This window comes from Achromobacter spanius (genome assembly GCF_029637605.1).
In the GTDB taxonomy this organism is placed as follows: domain Bacteria; phylum Pseudomonadota; class Gammaproteobacteria; order Burkholderiales; family Burkholderiaceae_B; genus Achromobacter; species Achromobacter spanius_E.
In genome coordinates, this window is the sequence record NZ_CP121261.1 from 3180683 (window position 1) to 3196571 (window position 15889).

The following is a 15889-nucleotide window of genomic DNA, read 5'->3' on the forward strand; positions in this document are numbered from 1 at the left end:
CCCCCGAGACACCCGCATGACGCAAGACGTATTTGAAGCCATCACCGGCCAGGAAGTAGACCGCCAGGCCATGCTGGCCCTGATTGACAACGCGGCGGGCCAGGCGCTGTCGTTCCAGGACTGCGATTTCCAACACGCTGATTTTTCCCGCCTGGATCTGCGCGGCGCGCGCTTCACGGCCTGCGCCATTGCCGGCGCCTCGTTCCAGGGTGCCACGCTGGCCGACACCACCTGGCTGCGCTGCCGGGGCGGACAGGCCAACTTCGCATCGGCGGACGCCAGCGACGCCACCTTCCAGAACTGCGATTTGAACAACGCCAAGTGGCACCGCGCGCGGCTGGCCGGCGCCCGCCTTCAAGGCTGCAAGCTGACCGGCTCCGACTTCGACGGCATCGCCTGCCTGGGCTGGACGGTTGAAGAATGCCTGCTGGTCGGCGCGCTGCTGCGCGGCGTGTCGTTTCGCAAAACCAACATCATGCAGTTGGACTTTTCAGACGCCGACCTGGCCGGCAGCGATTTCCGCGACACCGTCTTCCATGGCGGCAGCCTGCGCAACGCCAATCTGAAAAACGTGCGCTTTGAAGGCGCCGACCTGCGCGAAGTGGACTTGAGCGGCATCGACTTGACCGCCGCCGCGCGCCTGGCTGGCGCCACCATTTCCAAGACCCAGGCGGCCACCTTGCTGGCCGAACTGCGCATCAGCGTGCTCTGACGCGCAGCCGGATTTTCTAACTACGGCCGGCGGCGCAGGAAGCGCTGTTCCACCACCACGCTGCCCCACTGCCTGCCTTCGGATTCGTCCGTCAGCACAAAGCCCGCGTCTTCGTACAGATGGCGCGCGGCGTCCAGCCCCTTGAAGGTCCACAGGTATGTGTCGCGATAGTGCGCATCGGCGAACGCCAACGCGCGCGCAAGCAGGTGGCGGCCCACGCCCAGGCCACGCAAGGATTCGTCCACGATGAACCAGCGCAGATGCGCCTGGCCAATGGCCGGATCGCCATCGATCACGATGGATGCCAGCGTGCGCCCATTTTCCGCATACAGCCACATGCCCTTGCCGCGGTCCGGCAGCGCTTCGGCAAAGGCCGCCAATTCCGTGGCGACCTTGCGTTCAAAGTACACACCAAAGCCCGAGGCCTGCGCGTAATAACGCGCATGCAGGCCGGCAATATCGCCAATGCAGCCGGGCACATAGCCTTCGATGATCTGCTCGCTGATGGCGGCGGAGGAAGGCGTCAGGTTGGGGTTCTCGCGCGAGAGCGCGTCGGCGTACAGCGACATGAAGCGGATCAACGATTGCTGGTCGTCCGGCGTCATCCGGCGCAAGGCATGCGATACCTGATCGGTGGCGAACTGGTCGATGCGGTCGCGCAAGGCCAGCCCCGCCTCGGTCAGGGTCAGGCGAGATGACCGCGCGTCTTCGGGATCCGCCTCGCGGGCGATCAGGCCGGCGGATTCCAGCTTGGCCAACTGGCGGCTGGTGTTGGATTTGTCCAGCCGCAGGATCACGGCCAGGTCGCGCGCCTGAATGCCCGGTTGCAGGCCCACTTCAATAATGGCGTGGACAGCGGACGGCGCCAATTCACTGCCGGCCAACGAGGTCCGCATGAAGCCCAATTCACGCACAAGCTTGCGGGAAAACTCCCGCAGGTCGCGGATGGTCTGTTCGCGAGATTGGGAGGGAAAGTCGATCAAGTCCATGGGCGCACCTATCGGTTGCGGTTCGCAACCAATGTAATTGCGAGCCGCAACTAAAGCAAGCACCGCGACGTCCACTACCCCATCAATCGACTTTCTTAGACCGCTGAAACGTCACCTCGCCAGAAGGCGGGGGCGGTTTGCGGTGAAACGGCACTTTGCGCAAATACAGGCGCAGCGCCTGCCAGTGAATGCGGAACACCACGCCCAGCGTCATGAACGGCATCGCCGCCAACGCGCGCAACAGCGCGCCGGTGGCAAGCGGCACGCTCGCGCCGCGAATTTCCGTGTGCAGCAGCGGCTGCGCCTGTTCAGGGTCGTCAAAATAATCAATGCTGGCCACCTGCGCACCGCCCACGCTTTTGACGCGAAACCGGTAGCGGCCCGTCACCTGGCAAAACGGCGACACGTGAAACGACTTATCGCTATGCAGCGCCAGGCCGTCATGGATCACGCCACCGTCCGGCGCGCGCAGCACGTACTGATGGCGCTCGCCGAAGGTGTTGTTGACCTCGGCCACCAGCACGCGCAGATGGCCGTCGGTGTCATGCACCTGCCAGAAGCTGACGGGGTTGAACACATGGCCGAACACGCGCGGAAAGCACTGCAACCACACCGCGCCCACGTCGAAATCCGCGCCCGCCATCTCCAGCCGTGACCGCAACCACGCCATGGGCTCGCCACCGTCGCGCGCGCCATGGTCGGAAAAATGAAAAGCAACCGGACGGCGGCGGTTGACCCCAAACAGCCATGACGCGCGGCCGTCGTAGCGTTCGGCCTGATCGATGCGCAGCCGCAGGCAGAACACCGGATAGGTAAAGCGGTGCACCACTGGGCGGGTGCGCACATGCAGCACCCGCGCGCGCATCAGTTCGATCAGGCCGGCGCCGGGCAGGGTGCGGTTCATGTTGCATTACCCCACGGCGGGCTGACGCCAAAATCCGCCGCCACGCGAATGGCCGACGCCAGCCCATCCTCATGAAAGCCATACCCCGCCCACGCGCCGCAGAACCACACCCGCGCGCGGCCCTGGATGTCAGGCAGCCGGCGCTGCGCCTCGACGGCGTCGGCATCCAGGATGGGGTGCTCGTACTCGTAGCGGCCCAGCACTTGATCCGGCGCGGGCTCGCGCTGCGGGTTCAGCGTCACGATCACGGGCTGCTTGAAGGGCAGCGGCTGCAACACATTGAGCAGGTAACTGACCGACATGGGCGCATCCGCCGTGGGGCCGGCCAGGTAATTCCAGGCCGACCACACCGAGCGGCGGCGCGGCAGCAGCGCGGTGTCGGTATGCAGCACGGCCACGTTGGGCTGGTAGCGCACGCGTGACAGCACCTCGCGTTCGGCTTCGGTGGCGTCCAGCATCGCCAGCGATGTGGGCGCATGGCAGGCCAGCACCACGGCATCAAACCGATCGACCTGGCCGCCGGTGCGCACCTCCACGCCATCGGCCAGCCGCTTGACGCTATGCACCGGGCTGGACACGCGCACCTGCGCAATGCGCGGCAGCATCGCGTCGACATACCGGCGCGCCCCGCCCTGGACCGTTTTCCATTGCGGTCGCCCCGCCACCTGCAACAAGCGGTGGTTCAGGCAGAACGACAGAAAACTGCGAGCAGGTTGCGCCAGCACCATGCTGGGTGGCGTTGACCAGATGGCGCCGGCCATGGGCAGCAGATACCAGTCGCGCATGGCCTGGCCGTAGCCTTCGGCGTCCAGCAGATCGCCCAGCAGCGCGTGCGGGCCGCTTTGCGCCAGATAGGCGGCGGCGTTGCGATTGAAGCGCAGGATGTCGCGCAGCATGCCCAGGAAGGCCGGGCGCAACAGGTTGCGGCGTTGCGCGAACACCGTTCCCAGGTTGGTGCCCGCCCACTCCAGGTCGGGCTGCGCAAGCGATACGCTGAACGTCATGTCGCTGGCGTGCACCGGAATCGTCAGGTGCTTGAACAGTTGCACCAGGTGCGGATACGTCAGGTCGTTATGCACCAAAAAGCCGGTGTCGACCGGGTGGCTGACGCCGCCGACCGTGGCGTCGACCGTATTGGTATGGCCGCCCACGCGGCTATCCGCTTCGAACAAGGTGACCGAGAATTTTTCAGACAGCAGCCAAGCCGCGCCCAGGCCGGCGATGCCGCCGCCAATGACGGCGATGCGGCTGCCGGGGGGAACAGGGGCAAAGGCGGGACGCGGCTGGACCTGCGCAAAAGCCGGCGTTGCATCGGAGGCGTTCGACATAGGGATCATCACGGTCGCTTGAAGCTTGCGCGCGCGGCGTCGACCTTGGCATGGCAGACGCAGCCGCTCATGTGGTCGTTGACCATGCCCACCGCCTGCATGAAGGCGTACATCGTCGTCGGCCCCACAAACGTCCAGCCGCGCGTCTTCAAGGCGCGCGACAGGCCGGCCGATGCGGCTGACGACGGGTTGCCGTTCCAATAGGCCAGGTCCACGGTGTGGGGCCGCTCTGCCGTCTTGGGCTCGTGCCGCCATAGCCACGCCGCCAGCGAGCCCGTCTCGTCAGCCAGCGCCACGGCGCGGCGCGCATTGTTGATGGTGGATACGATCTTGGCGCGGTTGCGCACAATGCCCGCATTGCCCATCAGTCGCTCCACGTCATGCTCGGTATACCGCGCCACGCGCTCGAAATCGAAATCGTCGAACGCCTCGCGAAATGCCTCGCGTTTGCGCAGGATGGTGATCCACGCCATGCCCGCCTGAAAGCCTTCCAGGCAGATCTTTTCGTACAGGCGGCGGTCGCTGCCCACGGGCCGGCCCCATTCGTGGTCGTGATAGTCGGGCATGGACGGCTGCCAGAAGCAGCGCGGGTCGCCCTGCGCGTCCAGGATCAGGCCGGCGGATTCAAGGGGCTCTGTGTCCAGCGCCCCAGCATCCTGCTGCCTGGCTTGCACGCTCCCTTCAACCGTCATCATTGCGCGCCGGGAACCGGGCAGCTCATGTCGCCTTCCTCGCACTTGAGGTAGGCGCGTAATTCTTTGGTGCGCGCCTGCGTCAGCTTGTCCAGGCATTGGCTCAGCACCATGGGGTACACGCTGCCGCCCGTGGCGCCGCTGGACGAGAAGGCACATTCCGCATCGCGAAAAAACAACCAGGCCTTTTGCGCGCTTTGCAATTGCGTGGTCTTGGTGGTGTCGTCTTTCAGGCGCTTCATGACCGTCCGGTAGGCGTCGTTCAGGTCAGCGTCCGACTTGCGGTAGGACTGATCGGCGCACAGGTTCATGTCGGTTTGCGTGGCGGCGTTGGCGCAATTGATCGGCTGCAGGCGCGGCTGCAACTGCGCCTGCACACTGGCCGTGGACAGCAGCGCGGCGGCGGCGGCCGTGGCGATCACGATACGCATGGGCGTTTCTCCTAGTTGTCTGTGATGGGTTCGATGGGAAAGTGTCGCATGGATGGGGCCTTGCGCGCATGCCGCCTGGGCACGGGTGGCCTAAGATATCGGCCATGAAGATTCAATTGCTCTCCGACCTGCACCTGGAAACCGACCCCTCTTTCCTGGCGCGCCCCATCCCTGGCGCCGACCTGCTGGTGCTGGCCGGCGATATCGGTTCATACCGCCAGGGTTCCAAGCTGACCAGCAACGATTTCGGGCTGGGCAGCTACGCCCCCCGCAACGGCTGGCCCACGCCCGTGGTGTTCGTGCCGGGCAACCACGAATACGACAACCTGGATTTCGACGAGGCCCACGACCGCCTGCGCGAGCTCTGCCACGCGCTGGATATCCAATGGCTGGAACGCGACACCTGTGTCATCGACGGCGTGCGCCTGGTGGGCACCACGCTGTGGACGGATTTCGACGCGCTGGCCGCCGACAGCGATCCCATCGGCGTGGCGCTGGCCAAGCGCGCCAAGGCTTTTCGCGCGGCCGACTTCTATCTGGAAAAGGCCCAGATGCGCCGCCATGGCGCGCCCTTCATGGCCGAACAAATGCGCGAACAGGGCCTGGCCTGCCAGCAATGGCTGCGCGACGCCCTGCACGTGCCTTTCGACGGCCCCACCCTTGCCATCACCCACTTCGCGCCCACGCTGGCCAGCGCCGACCCGCGCTACGGCGTCACACCGGGCACGGCGGGGTTCTGCAATGCGCTGGACGAATTGCTGCCGCTGGCCAACTGCTGGATGCACGGCCACCTGCATTGCGCGCACGACTACGTCAAGGACGGCTGCCGCGTGGTCGCCAACCCGCTGGGCTACGCCAAGAAAGGCGAACAGGCCGACTACGAGCCTGATCGCCTGTGGGAAGTACCCGTCAGAACTTGAGGCTGGCGCTCAAGCCGTAGGTGCGGGGGTCGCCCGCCTTGATGTAGTCCGACGACTGGAACAACCAGTAGCGCTTGTCCGCCAGGTTATTGATGCCGGCGCGGAACGTGGTGTCGTAGCCATAGATGCGCGTGTCGTAGGTGGCGCCGATGTTGACGATGGCGTAGTCATCCACCTTCACGTTGTTGGGCGCGCCCAGCATCGTGTTGCCGGTGTACTTGACGTCGGCACGCAGCTTCAGGCCTGGCAATTGCGGCACGGAATACGTCAACTGTGCCGCCGCCACCAGCTTGGGTGCGCCCGCCACGCGGTTGCCCGTAAAGGCATTGCCCTTCTTGTATTCCGAATCCAGGAACATCAGGCTGCCGCCCACGTTCCAGTTCGTGGCCACGCGCGCCGACGCGCCCAGTTCCAGGCCTTGGTAGATAGACTTGCCGTCCTGCGTCAGCTCGTTGGCCGCGTTGGCGTATTCCGCTTTTTTCTCGATGCGGAACAGCGCGGCGGTGGCGGCCCAGTCATCTTGATTGGTCTTCACGCCCAGCTCGTACTGCTTGCTCTTGAGCGGGTCCAGCAAGGCGCCGAAGTTGGCATAGGTGTTGCCCACCGATGAGCCCGGCTCCAGCGATTCGATGTAGCTGGCGTAGGCCATGGTCTGCGGCGTGATCTGGTACATCAAGGCCACGGTTGGGGTCAGCACACCGTTCTTGTCGTAGCTGGACGACTTGGCGCCCGTGGCGTCAAAGCCCGTCTGCTCGTAGTTCGTATAGCGCAGGCCACCCAGCAGCGACCAGCCGCCCGTCAGGTCGATCGTGTCGCTGGCGAACATGGCCTTCTGCGTGATCTCGGCAGCGCGATACAGGTCCAGGCTGCCTTGGCTGTAATAGGTGTTGGTGTTCTGCGAGCGCAGGTTGCCCGTGCCCTGCAACTGATACACGCCGTTGACGCTGTAGTCGTTCTTCTGCTTTTGCCATGACGCGCCCGCCACCACGTGGTGCTTGAGCGGACCGGTGGCGAACTTGCCTTCGATCATGCCTTGCCACTGGTTGTAGGCGTAGGCCTCGCCGTAGTCCGAACGATAGTCGTCGTAATCACCCGCCTGGTTTTGCAGAAAAAGCACCGATTCGTTGCGGCGTGTGCGGGTCGAGCTGTAGCTGTAGTCGGTGCGGGCGCTCCAGTTGGACGACAACTGGTATTTCAAGCCGGTGGAGTAATAGCGGAAATCGTTGTCGGCATAGGGGCCTTCGCCCACCAGCTTGCCGTTGTCGTTGCGCACCGGCGAAGGCAACTGGCTGCCCGCCAATTGGCCCGCGTAAATGGTGGGTTCCTGCCCGATGGCCTTGCGGTCCTGGTAGATGGATTGAAAGTCCCAGGTCAGCTTGTCGGTCAGCCGCGCATCCAGTGCCAGCGACACCGAATCGCGATACAAGGAACCGCCGTTGTAGGTGTTGCCCTCTTCGTGCGTGGCGTTCAAGCGGTAGCCAAACGTGCCGCTTTCGCCGACGCGTCCGCCCAGATCCACGTGCTGGCGCAGCAGTCCCTTCGACACATAACCCAGTTCAATGCTGCGCACCGGCTCGTCGGTAGGCCTCTTGGTCACGTAGTTGACCAGGCCGCCCGGCGAACCAAAGCCATACATGAAGCCCGATGCGCCCTTCAACAGGTCGATCTGTTCAAAATGCTCGTAAGGCAGCGTCGTCACGTAGCTCAGAAAGGGCCTGCCGTCGATGCGGTAGGAATTCTGCCAGTCCAGCGGCAGGCCGCGCACGGTCAGGTAGCTGGCCCAGGCGCCGTACGAGGCGCTGTTGTCGCTGACGGAAGCATCCAGGGCAAACACGTCGCCCAGCTTGTTGACCTGCCGTTCCGCGATGTCGGCCGCGGTGACCACGGTGGTTGAAAACGGGGTTTCAAGCTGGCTGCGGCTGCCCAGCGCGCCCGTGTTCACCGGCGCCGACAGATGTTCCAGCGTGTCGTCCACCGCCGTGGCCTGCACGGTGACCGTGGGCAGTTGCGCAACGTTGGGCGTGTCGGCGGCGGATTGGGCGGATGCCGCCAAGGGGTAGGCCACGGCCAATGCCATGACCAGGGCGGCGGGTTTAACTACGGCAGGATTAGCGACGGCGGAATGAACAACAACAGGCTTAACGGCAGGGAGGGAAAGCGTGCGCGCACGGCTCTTCCGGGTGGAAGCAGGACGGACCAAAGCAGAGTCTCCAGAGCGGGGGGGAGTCGGAAAGACTGCTTTTTTATTACTAATGGGACTGATTCGCAATCATATTTACGAAAAATTCGCACCCGCATCGCCCATGAAAAAGCCCGCATTGCGGCAACGCGCAACGCGGGCTGGATATAGCAAGCAGCGCGATCAGGGCGCCGGATTCGGATAGCGCGTGTGGATCTCGTCGATCGCCTTCAACACGTCCGGCGACAGCGTCACGTCCACGCTGTCGATGTTTTCCTTCAACTGTTCCAGCGTCGTCGCACCGATCAGATTGCTGGTGACGAACGGGCGCTGGTTCACCCAGGCCAGCGCCAGGTGCGTGGGCGACACGCCGTGCTCGCGCGCCAGCGCCACGTAGTCGGCGGTGGCGGCTTCGGCCTGCGGATTGCTGTAGCGCGTGAACCGCGTGTAGCGCGTCAGGCGGGCGCCTTCGGGGCGGGCGCCGTTCAGGTACTTGCCGCAAAGCATGCCCATCGCCAGCGGCGAATACGCCAGCAGGCCCACGTTTTCGTGGTGCGTGAATTCGGACAGCCCGATTTCAAACACGCGGTTCAACAGGCTGTAGGCATTCTGGATCGACACGACGCGGGGCAGATCCTGGGTGTCCGCATGGCGCAGGAACTGCGACAGGCCCCACGGCGTTTCGTTGGACACGCCCACGTGGCGGACCTTGCCCGCGCGCACGAAATCCTGCAACACCGACAGGGTTTCTTCGATCGGCACGGTGTGCTCGTCTTCCACCCACGGGTAGTTCAACTGGCCGAACGTGGCCGTAGTGCGGTCAGGCCAGTGCAGCTGATACAGGTCCAGATAGTCCGTCTGCAAACGCTTCAGGCTGGCGTCCAGCGCTTCGGTCAGGTTCTTGCGGTCCAGAAAGGTCTTGCCGTCGCGGATGTGGCCGGGGCGCTTGGGGTCGCGCACCGGGCCCGCCACCTTGCTGGCCAGCACGATGTCCTGGCGGCGCTTGCTGCGCGCCAGCCAGGTGCCGATATAGGTTTCGGTGAGCCCTTGCGTTTCGGGCTTGGGCGGCACCGGGTACATCTCGGCCACGTCGACCAGATTGACGCCGCGCGACAGCGCGTAGTCCAGTTGCTGATGGGCTTCGGCCTCGGAATTCTGCTCACCCCAGGTCATGGTGCCCAATCCAATCAGGCTGACATCCAGGTCGGTACGGCCGAGTTTGCGGGTTTTCAAGTTCTGCTCCGTGCGGGTCTTCAGAGGGGAAAGCCGACACCTTACTCCAAGATGTTGGCGTTTCGCTGACAGCCACCCGGTCATTTGGCCCCTTGCCGCCACTGCCCAATCCGCATACGCTGGCCACTGTCCGACGGGGAGCGCCATGCTCAGGAACTTCAACGAGTCTTATCTCTTTATCCTTGGCGTCATCGTTCTCCTGGGCGTCATCGAGATCTGCTTCCGGCTGGGCCGCAAGCAGCGCAAGCCCGCCGACGAAGCGCACAAGACGCACATCGCAGCGCTGCAAACCGCCCTGCTCGGCCTGCTGGCCTTGCTGCTGGGCTTCACCTTCGCCATGTCGGTCACGCGGTTCGAAACGCGCAAGAACCTGGTGCTGGAAGAGGCCAACGCCATTGGCAACGCCTACTGGCGGTCCCAACTGATTGCGCCCACCGCCCGTGCACAGGTGCCTCCCCTGTTGCTGGAGTACATCGACGCCGCCCTGGAGATGCACGACGCCGACAACGACACCGCCCGCTTCGACGCCGCCAGCCTCACCACGCGCCGCATCGAACGCCAGATCCGCGCCATCACGGCCGCCAACGCCGACAACCCACCGGCCATCGCCACCATCATGTTCATCCAGGCCATCAACGAGATGGCGCAGGTCAACGAAAAACGCCGCGTCGCGCTTGAAAACCACGTGCCCGAACCCGTGTTCTACCTGCTCTTCATCGTCAGCGTCGGCGCGGTCGGTTTCATTGCCTACGGCACCGGCCTGCACGCCCGCAGGCGCCTGACATCAACCGGCCTGTTCGCCGCGTTGATCGCCCTGGTGCTGACCTTCATCGTCGACATCGACCAACCCGGAACGGGCGTCATCCAAGTCAGCCAGGAAAGCATGGAGCGGATGCAGAAGACGTTGGAAAGCGAGTTGTAGCGGGCGCGGCGAGCGAGGACGAATCGCTCAAAAAGAAAAAGGCCCCTGACGGGGCCTAGTTCAACCTGCTAATCGGACCTCTTGATTATCGTCACGCTTGGGTGACAACCCGATGGGGCGGGGGCAACGCACGGCTTTCGCCGCTCCGTTTACACGTTGCCAGCGGCGAACATACCGGTGATCGCGCCAGCCATCAACCGCCCGCCAGCACCCGTTTCAGAAATGGCGCCGTGGCGCCCTTGCCGCTGCGGCTGACGTCCGCCGGGGCGCCTTCGGCCACGATGTGGCCGCCGTCTTCGCCCGCGCCGGGGCCGACGTCGATCATCCAGTCGCTGTTGGCGACCACGCGCAGGTCGTGTTCAACAACCACGACCGTGTTGCCCGCGTCGACCAGCCCATGCAATTGCGCCATCAGCTTGTCCACGTCGGCCGCGTGCAGGCCGGTGGTGGGTTCGTCCAGCACGTACAGGGTGTTGCCGCGCTGGCTGCGTTGCAGTTCGGTGGCCAGCTTGATGCGCTGGGCTTCGCCGCCAGACAGTTCGGTCGCCGGTTGGCCCAGCCGCAGGTAGCCCAGGCCGATCTCATGCAACAGGGACAGCGGGCGCCGCACCGCGGGTTCTTCGCTGAAGAACGCCAGCGCCTCGTCCACCGTCATCGCCAGCACCTGGGCGATGTTGCGGCCGTTCCATTCGATTTCCAGCGTCTTGGCGTTGTAGCGGCTGCCATGGCATACCGGGCACGGCGCGTACACGCTGGGCATGAACAGCAGTTCCACGTGCACGAAGCCTTCGCCTTCGCAGGTGTCGCAACGGCCTTGCGCCACGTTGAACGAAAAGCGGCCCGCGCCATAGCGCCGCGACTTGGCGGCGCGGGTGTCCGCAAATAGTTTGCGCACGTGGTCGAACAGGCCGGTGTAGGTGGCCAGGTTGGACCGGGGCGTGCGACCAATGGGCTTCTGGTCCACGTTGACCAGGCGCTTGATGGCGTCGGCGCCTGCGTCGATGCGGCCGGTCGTGCGCGGCGGGTCATCGGCCTGGGGCAGATCGCCATCGGCTTCTTCCGCCACCGGTTCCTGCCCCAGATGTTCGCCGATCAGTTCAACTAGCGCCTGGCTGACCAGGCTGGACTTGCCCGAGCCCGACACGCCCGTTACCGCCGTGAACGCGCCCAACGGAAAGCGCGCGTCGATGCCGTGCAGGTTGTTGCGATGGATGCCGCGCAGCGACAGCCAGCCCGAGGGCTCGCGCACGGCTGCCCTGCCGGCCGGCGCCGGGTTGAACAGATAGCGCGCCGTCAGTGACGCCGGCACCTTCTTCAAGCCTTCCGGCGGGCCGCTGTACAGCACCTGCCCACCATGCTGGCCCGCGCCCGGCCCCACGTCCACCAGCCAATCGGCGCGGCGCAGCGTGTCCAGGTCATGTTCGACCACGAACAGGGTATTGCCCGCGTCCTTCAGTTGGTCCAGCGCGCGGTGCAGCGCCTGTCCGTCGGCCGGGTGCAGGCCGGCCGACGGCTCGTCCAGCACATACACCACGCCGAACAGGTTGGACCGGATCTGTGTGGCCAGGCGCAGCCGTTGCAGCTCGCCCGGAGACAGGGTGGGCGTGGCGCGGTCCATCGCCAGGTAGCCCAGGCCCAGCGCCTGCAAGGTCCCGATGCGCTCGACCAGGTCATGCGCGATGCGTTGCGCGGCGATCCGCTTTTCCGGCGACAGGTCGGGCGTGCGGCGCACATCGGTGCTGCCCGTGTGCGCCAGGCCACCGGCCGCCACGCGGCGCGCGTTGTCCTGGCGGGTGGTGGCGCGGCTGCGCGCGGCGCCCGTGGCGGGCGCATCGAACTGGCCGCGCGCGGCCGGGGTCAGCACCTCGGCAATCCGCGCCAAGGGCAAGCGCGACAGGCTGCCGATGTCCAGGCCGGCGAACGTCACCGACAAGGCCTCGGGCTTCAAGCGGCGCCCGTCGCACACCGGACACGCCGCGCCCGTCATGAACCGAGCCACGCGCTTTTTCATCATCGCGCTTTGGGTCGTGGCGAAGGTGTGCATCACGTAGCGGCGCGCGCCCGTGTAGGTGCCCATGTAGCTGGGTTCCTGCTTGGCGCGCAAGGCGGCGCGCGTTTCGGCCGGCGTGAAGCCCGCGTAGACGGGCACCGTGGGCTGCTCATCGGTGTACAGGATCCAGTCGCGGTCTTTCTTTTTCAGGTCGCGCCACGGGATGTCCACGTCGTAGCCCAGCGTGACCAGGATGTCGCGCAGGTTCTGGCCGTGCCAGGCGGGCGGCCAGGACGCAATGGCGCGCTCGCGGATAGTCTTCGATGGGTCGGGCACCATCGACGCCTCGGTCACGTCGTAAACGTAGCCCAGGCCGTGGCAATTGGGGCAGGCGCCCTGCGGCGTGTTGGGCGAGAAGTCTTCGGCGTACAGCATGGGCTGCTTGGCCGGGTAGGTGCCGGCACGCGAATACAACATGCGCAACATGCTGGACAAGGTGGTGACGCTGCCCACCGTGGAGCGCACGTTGGGCGTGCCGCGTTGCTGTTGCAGCGCCACCGCGGGCGGCAGCCCTTCGATGGCGTCGACATCCGGCACGCCCACCTGATCGATCAGGCGCCGCGCGTAGGGCGACAGCGATTCCAGATAGCGCCGCTGCGCTTCCGCGTACAGCGTGCCGAACGCCAGCGACGATTTGCCCGATCCGGACACTCCCGAAAACACGACGAGCGCGTCTCTCGGGATATCCACATCGACGTTCTTCAGATTGTGTTCACGCGCGCCGCGAACGCGGATGCACGCGTCGGCGCGGGGTTTGGCGGGGGGCTTTCGTGGGCTCATCGAGCCATAGTAAAGGACAGCCCTTGCCGCAATCCAGGGCCGGAATCACCCCATCCGCAGGTCCGCGACCTGGCGCGCCAGATCCAGGTATTTGCGGCGCAGGATCTCTTCCGCCTGGTCGCGCGGGGCCATCGGGTCGTTCTCGTCCAGCTTCGCGGCCTTCACCAATGACAGCAGATTGCGCGAATTCGATTCGGACGACGGCGTGAAAGACTGGTCGACCTGTTTGCCCTTAATGAACCTGGACACCTGCGTGCTTTGCGTGCGCGATTCGTTCAGCGTGGCCGTCGCCAGCACGCCTTCCTGATAGCCCACGTCCGTCTTGCTACTGGTCGTGTCATGAATCTGGAAGTACAGGTAGTTCTGCGACTTCTCGTCCTGGGTCAGCGCCAACTGCACGTCGGGTGACAGCGACCGGTGATAGCTGGCGGTCAGCGCGGACTGCTGGGTTTGCGACACCGCCAGATCCCAACCCGTCTTGCCCGACACCTGGCTGCTTTGCGAGGCCTGGAACGAAAAGCCGTCGATCTCCTTGGGGCGCGCCGGGTTGCTGGCGTCTCGCACCTGCTCGATCGATGCCGAGAAATCCGCCAGGCCGGACAACAGGCTGCGATGCGCATCGCCGGTGGGCAAGCGGCGGATGCTGGTGTCCGACGCCGGAACCTGCGCCGCGCCGTAGCTGGTGTGCATGGCCGCGAACACGTCCTTGAACGTGCCCATCAGCGCTTCGTCGCCCGAGCCACGGCGCTGGGCGCGGTCAAACTGCTGCAAATACTTGGAGACGGCGGCCGACTGTTGCTCGGCCGAACCCAGCGTGACCGGGTGGGCCAGGTCCACATCCACCTTGACCACGCCCATGACGCTGGACACGGTCAGGCTCTTTTGCTTGGCGTCCGCCTGAAAGTCGACGGTCTGCTCGGCGCCGTCCACCATGCGGGTTTCACGCAGGCTGATCGAGGACAGCAAGGGCGAACTGCCGTTGGCCAGTTTCGTCAGCGACCAGCGCGGCGGTTCTTCGGCCAGGCCGTCCAGCGCGTCCTGGAAGGCGCCCGACAACGCAGCGATGGCGCGGCGTTCGTCTTCGTTCAATTCCCCTTCGGCCACGTCGATCTGCACGGCCATGCCTTCCTTGCCGCTTTGCAGTGTGACTTGCACCTTGACGCCGCTGGCCGTGGCGATACGCAGCGACACGGCGTTGTCGGGCTGAAGCTCGGCTTCCGACAGGGGGCCGGCGTCGGCGGTGGCTGACGCCGCGATGCGCGCGGCAGGCATCCATTGGGAATGACTGGCGCCGTCGGTACGCAAACGGTTCAGCACCGCCGCGCCCACGTCGGCGAACGGGCTGACGCGGGTGCGCGCGTCCACGCTTTTGGACATCGCAACGGCCAGGGCATCCGGCACGGTTCCCGTTTCGTCGTAGACCGAGCCGGCGGTGTCGGAAACGCCTTGGCCCAGCATCACGACCGACGATTTCGCGGAACCGGCCGCCTGGGCCGGGTCGACGGCGGGGTTGACGATTTGTCCCGCGCGAATGACGGTAACGGGCGTGCTAAGCGGGGCGGCGCCGGTCGCGCCTGCCAACGAGCTGATGACGGTCATTGAGCATCCACATGGGGCAGCGTCTGCCCGGGTTTTGTCTGAATTCTTGTTAGAGCTTCTAACGTGTTAACGGCAGGCCTGAACAAAAATTAACCACGCCCGCGCATTGCCCACGCATCGCCCACGCATCGCCCACGCATCGCCCACGCATCGCCCACGCATCGCCCACGCATCAGACCCAGCCCAGCGTCAGACCCCGTGCCGCGCCAAAAACGCCCGCACCGCCTCCAGCACCGCCGCCTCGGTTTCCCGATGCGGTACATGGCCGCAGCCCGCCAGCGCCAGCATGCGCGTCGGCCCGGTCGCCAGCGTCGTGAGCTTTTCCGGATGGCGCATGGAACCGTACTCGTCGTTTTCGCCATGGATGGCCAAGAGCGGCTGGGTCACGCGCGGCAGCGTCGCGTCCAGGTTCCAGTCCGCGAATTCAGGCGACTGCCAGGTGTGTACCCAGGCATCCAGCACCCACTGCGCCTTGTCGCCGTGATAGCGCTTCAGGCGTTCAAGCTGGGCGGGATCCTGAAACTGTTCGCCGGCTTCGCGGATGCCGGCCAGGGTGCGGTCTTCCACGAATTCCTGGGCCGATTCGGTAATGACGCCCACGCAGCGTTGCGGAAACGCCGCGGCAATCGCCACCGCCATGCCGCCGCCCACGCTATGGCCGAACGCGATGAAGCGCGACAGTTGGAAGTGGTCGGCCAGCGCGGCGAAGGCGTCCTCGGCCTCGGCGAAGACGAAGTCAGCGCGCAGTGTGCCGGGGTGAGGGTCCGACTGGCCGAAGCCCAGGCGGTCGTAGGCGATGACGGCGCGGCCGGTGGCCTGGGCCAGGTGCGCCGGGAAGTCGCGCCACAGGCCGACACTGCCCAGGGAATCATGCAAGAGCACGATGGGGATGTCCGCGCCCGGCCAGCGGCGGGCGTGGATGCGGCCCAAACGGGTGGGAATCATTGCGTCCTGGGGCGTTGCGGCGGCGGCGTCGGCCATCTTCATCCATCCTTGGTTCGATCTCGGTATGACGGATTCTGCTGCCAAGCGCGCCGCCGGGCAACTCCCCAGGGCAGGCCGAGCCGGCCCATGGGGCTGCTCTGGGGGTCGGCTCTGGGGTCGGCTCTGGGGTCGGCTCCGGGTGGGCTGCTCTGAAGTGCTGCTGTGG

General features: G+C 65.4%; 13 protein-coding genes. 3 read left to right on the forward strand and 10 right to left on the reverse strand.

The window, feature by feature from the left end; genetic code table 11:
- Positions 1 to 16 precede the first annotated feature (16 nt).
- On the forward strand, positions 17 to 712 hold the full coding sequence (locus P8T11_RS14200) for a pentapeptide repeat-containing protein (RefSeq protein ID WP_268081347.1): 696 nt from the start codon (positions 17 to 19) through the stop codon (positions 710 to 712).
- Between the two features lie 20 nt (positions 713 to 732).
- On the opposite strand, the gene P8T11_RS14205 is transcribed toward P8T11_RS14200, so the two are convergent.
- The 5 genes from P8T11_RS14205 to P8T11_RS14225 form a co-directional block, all read right to left on the reverse strand.
- Positions 733 to 1701: a bifunctional helix-turn-helix transcriptional regulator/GNAT family N-acetyltransferase gene (locus P8T11_RS14205; RefSeq protein WP_268081345.1), complete on the reverse strand. Its 969-nt coding sequence runs from the start codon at positions 1699 to 1701 to the stop codon at positions 733 to 735.
- Between the two features lie 82 nt (positions 1702 to 1783).
- Positions 1784 to 2605 (reverse strand): DUF1365 domain-containing protein, encoded by an 822-nt coding sequence (locus P8T11_RS14210; protein ID WP_268081344.1) that lies wholly within the window; start codon positions 2603 to 2605, stop codon positions 1784 to 1786.
- Positions 2602 to 3933: an NAD(P)/FAD-dependent oxidoreductase gene (locus P8T11_RS14215; RefSeq protein ID WP_268081343.1), complete on the reverse strand. Its 1332-nt coding sequence runs from the start codon at positions 3931 to 3933 to the stop codon at positions 2602 to 2604. The genes P8T11_RS14210 and P8T11_RS14215 overlap by 4 nt, the downstream gene beginning before the upstream one ends.
- 8 nt (positions 3934 to 3941) lie before the next feature.
- The gene (locus P8T11_RS14220) at positions 3942 to 4499 is read right to left on the reverse strand and encodes a DNA-3-methyladenine glycosylase I (RefSeq protein WP_268082357.1); all 558 of its coding nucleotides are present in this window, start codon (positions 4497 to 4499) and stop codon (positions 3942 to 3944) included.
- 125 nt (positions 4500 to 4624) lie between these two features.
- Positions 4625 to 5056: a lysozyme inhibitor LprI family protein gene (locus tag P8T11_RS14225; RefSeq protein ID WP_268081341.1), complete on the reverse strand. Its 432-nt coding sequence runs from the start codon at positions 5054 to 5056 to the stop codon at positions 4625 to 4627.
- 104 nt (positions 5057 to 5160) lie between these two features.
- Here P8T11_RS14225 and P8T11_RS14230 point away from each other — a divergent pair, with 104 nt between their 5' ends.
- Positions 5161 to 5976 (forward strand): metallophosphoesterase, encoded by an 816-nt coding sequence (locus P8T11_RS14230; RefSeq protein ID WP_268081340.1) that lies wholly within the window; start codon positions 5161 to 5163, stop codon positions 5974 to 5976.
- On the opposite strand, the gene P8T11_RS14235 is transcribed toward P8T11_RS14230, so the two are convergent.
- Positions 5966 to 8053, reverse strand: a complete 2088-nt coding sequence (locus P8T11_RS14235) for a TonB-dependent siderophore receptor (RefSeq protein WP_268081339.1) — start codon at positions 8051 to 8053, stop codon at positions 5966 to 5968. The two genes, P8T11_RS14230 and P8T11_RS14235, sit on opposite strands and share 11 nt — an antisense overlap.
- A 285-nt stretch (positions 8054 to 8338) precedes the next feature.
- The gene (locus P8T11_RS14240) at positions 8339 to 9388 is read right to left on the reverse strand and encodes an NADP(H)-dependent aldo-keto reductase (protein ID WP_268081338.1); all 1050 of its coding nucleotides are present in this window, start codon (positions 9386 to 9388) and stop codon (positions 8339 to 8341) included.
- A gap of 145 nt (positions 9389 to 9533) precedes the next feature.
- Between P8T11_RS14240 and P8T11_RS14245 the strand changes: the two genes are divergently transcribed.
- Entirely contained in the window at positions 9534 to 10310 is a 777-nt protein-coding gene (locus P8T11_RS14245; protein ID WP_268081337.1) for a hypothetical protein, read from the forward strand.
- A 193-nt stretch (positions 10311 to 10503) separates the two neighbouring features.
- Here the strand turns inward: P8T11_RS14245 and P8T11_RS14250 are convergent, their stop codons facing one another.
- The 3 genes from P8T11_RS14250 to P8T11_RS14260 form a co-directional block, all read right to left on the reverse strand.
- The gene (locus P8T11_RS14250) at positions 10504 to 13140 is read right to left on the reverse strand and encodes an excinuclease ABC subunit UvrA (RefSeq protein WP_268081336.1); all 2637 of its coding nucleotides are present in this window, start codon (positions 13138 to 13140) and stop codon (positions 10504 to 10506) included.
- Between the two features lie 45 nt (positions 13141 to 13185).
- Positions 13186 to 14739, reverse strand: coding sequence for a hypothetical protein (locus tag P8T11_RS14255; RefSeq protein ID WP_268081335.1), 1554 nt, complete (start codon positions 14737 to 14739; stop codon positions 13186 to 13188).
- A 189-nt stretch (positions 14740 to 14928) separates the two neighbouring features.
- Entirely contained in the window at positions 14929 to 15720 is a 792-nt protein-coding gene (locus P8T11_RS14260) for an alpha/beta fold hydrolase (RefSeq protein WP_268081334.1), read from the reverse strand.
- Between the last annotated feature and the right edge of the window lie 169 nt (positions 15721 to 15889).

What these genes read in the sequence shown, in the direction of transcription:
- P8T11_RS14200 (WP_268081347.1), top strand. Translation starts at nt 17, where the DNA reads ATGACGCAAGACGTATTTGAAGCCATCACCGGCCAGGAAGTAGACCGC.
- P8T11_RS14205 (WP_268081345.1), bottom strand. Translation starts at nt 1,701, where the DNA reads ATGGACTTGATCGACTTTCCCTCCCAATCTCGCGAACAGACCATCCGC.
- P8T11_RS14210 (WP_268081344.1), bottom strand. Translation starts at nt 2,605, where the DNA reads ATGAACCGCACCCTGCCCGGCGCCGGCCTGATCGAACTGATGCGCGCG.
- P8T11_RS14215 (WP_268081343.1), bottom strand. Translation starts at nt 3,933, where the DNA reads ATGTCGAACGCCTCCGATGCAACGCCGGCTTTTGCGCAGGTCCAGCCG.
- P8T11_RS14220 (WP_268082357.1), bottom strand. Translation starts at nt 4,499, where the DNA reads ATGCCCGACTATCACGACCACGAATGGGGCCGGCCCGTGGGCAGCGAC.
- P8T11_RS14225 (WP_268081341.1), bottom strand. Translation starts at nt 5,056, where the DNA reads ATGCGTATCGTGATCGCCACGGCCGCCGCCGCCGCGCTGCTGTCCACG.
- P8T11_RS14230 (WP_268081340.1), top strand. Translation starts at nt 5,161, where the DNA reads ATGAAGATTCAATTGCTCTCCGACCTGCACCTGGAAACCGACCCCTCT.
- P8T11_RS14235 (WP_268081339.1), bottom strand. Translation starts at nt 8,053, where the DNA reads ATGGCATTGGCCGTGGCCTACCCCTTGGCGGCATCCGCCCAATCCGCC.
- P8T11_RS14245 (WP_268081337.1), top strand. Translation starts at nt 9,534, where the DNA reads ATGCTCAGGAACTTCAACGAGTCTTATCTCTTTATCCTTGGCGTCATC.
- P8T11_RS14250 (WP_268081336.1), bottom strand. Translation starts at nt 13,140, where the DNA reads ATGAGCCCACGAAAGCCCCCCGCCAAACCCCGCGCCGACGCGTGCATC.
- P8T11_RS14255 (WP_268081335.1), bottom strand. Translation starts at nt 14,739, where the DNA reads ATGACCGTCATCAGCTCGTTGGCAGGCGCGACCGGCGCCGCCCCGCTT.
- P8T11_RS14260 (WP_268081334.1), bottom strand. Translation starts at nt 15,720, where the DNA reads ATGGCCGACGCCGCCGCCGCAACGCCCCAGGACGCAATGATTCCCACC.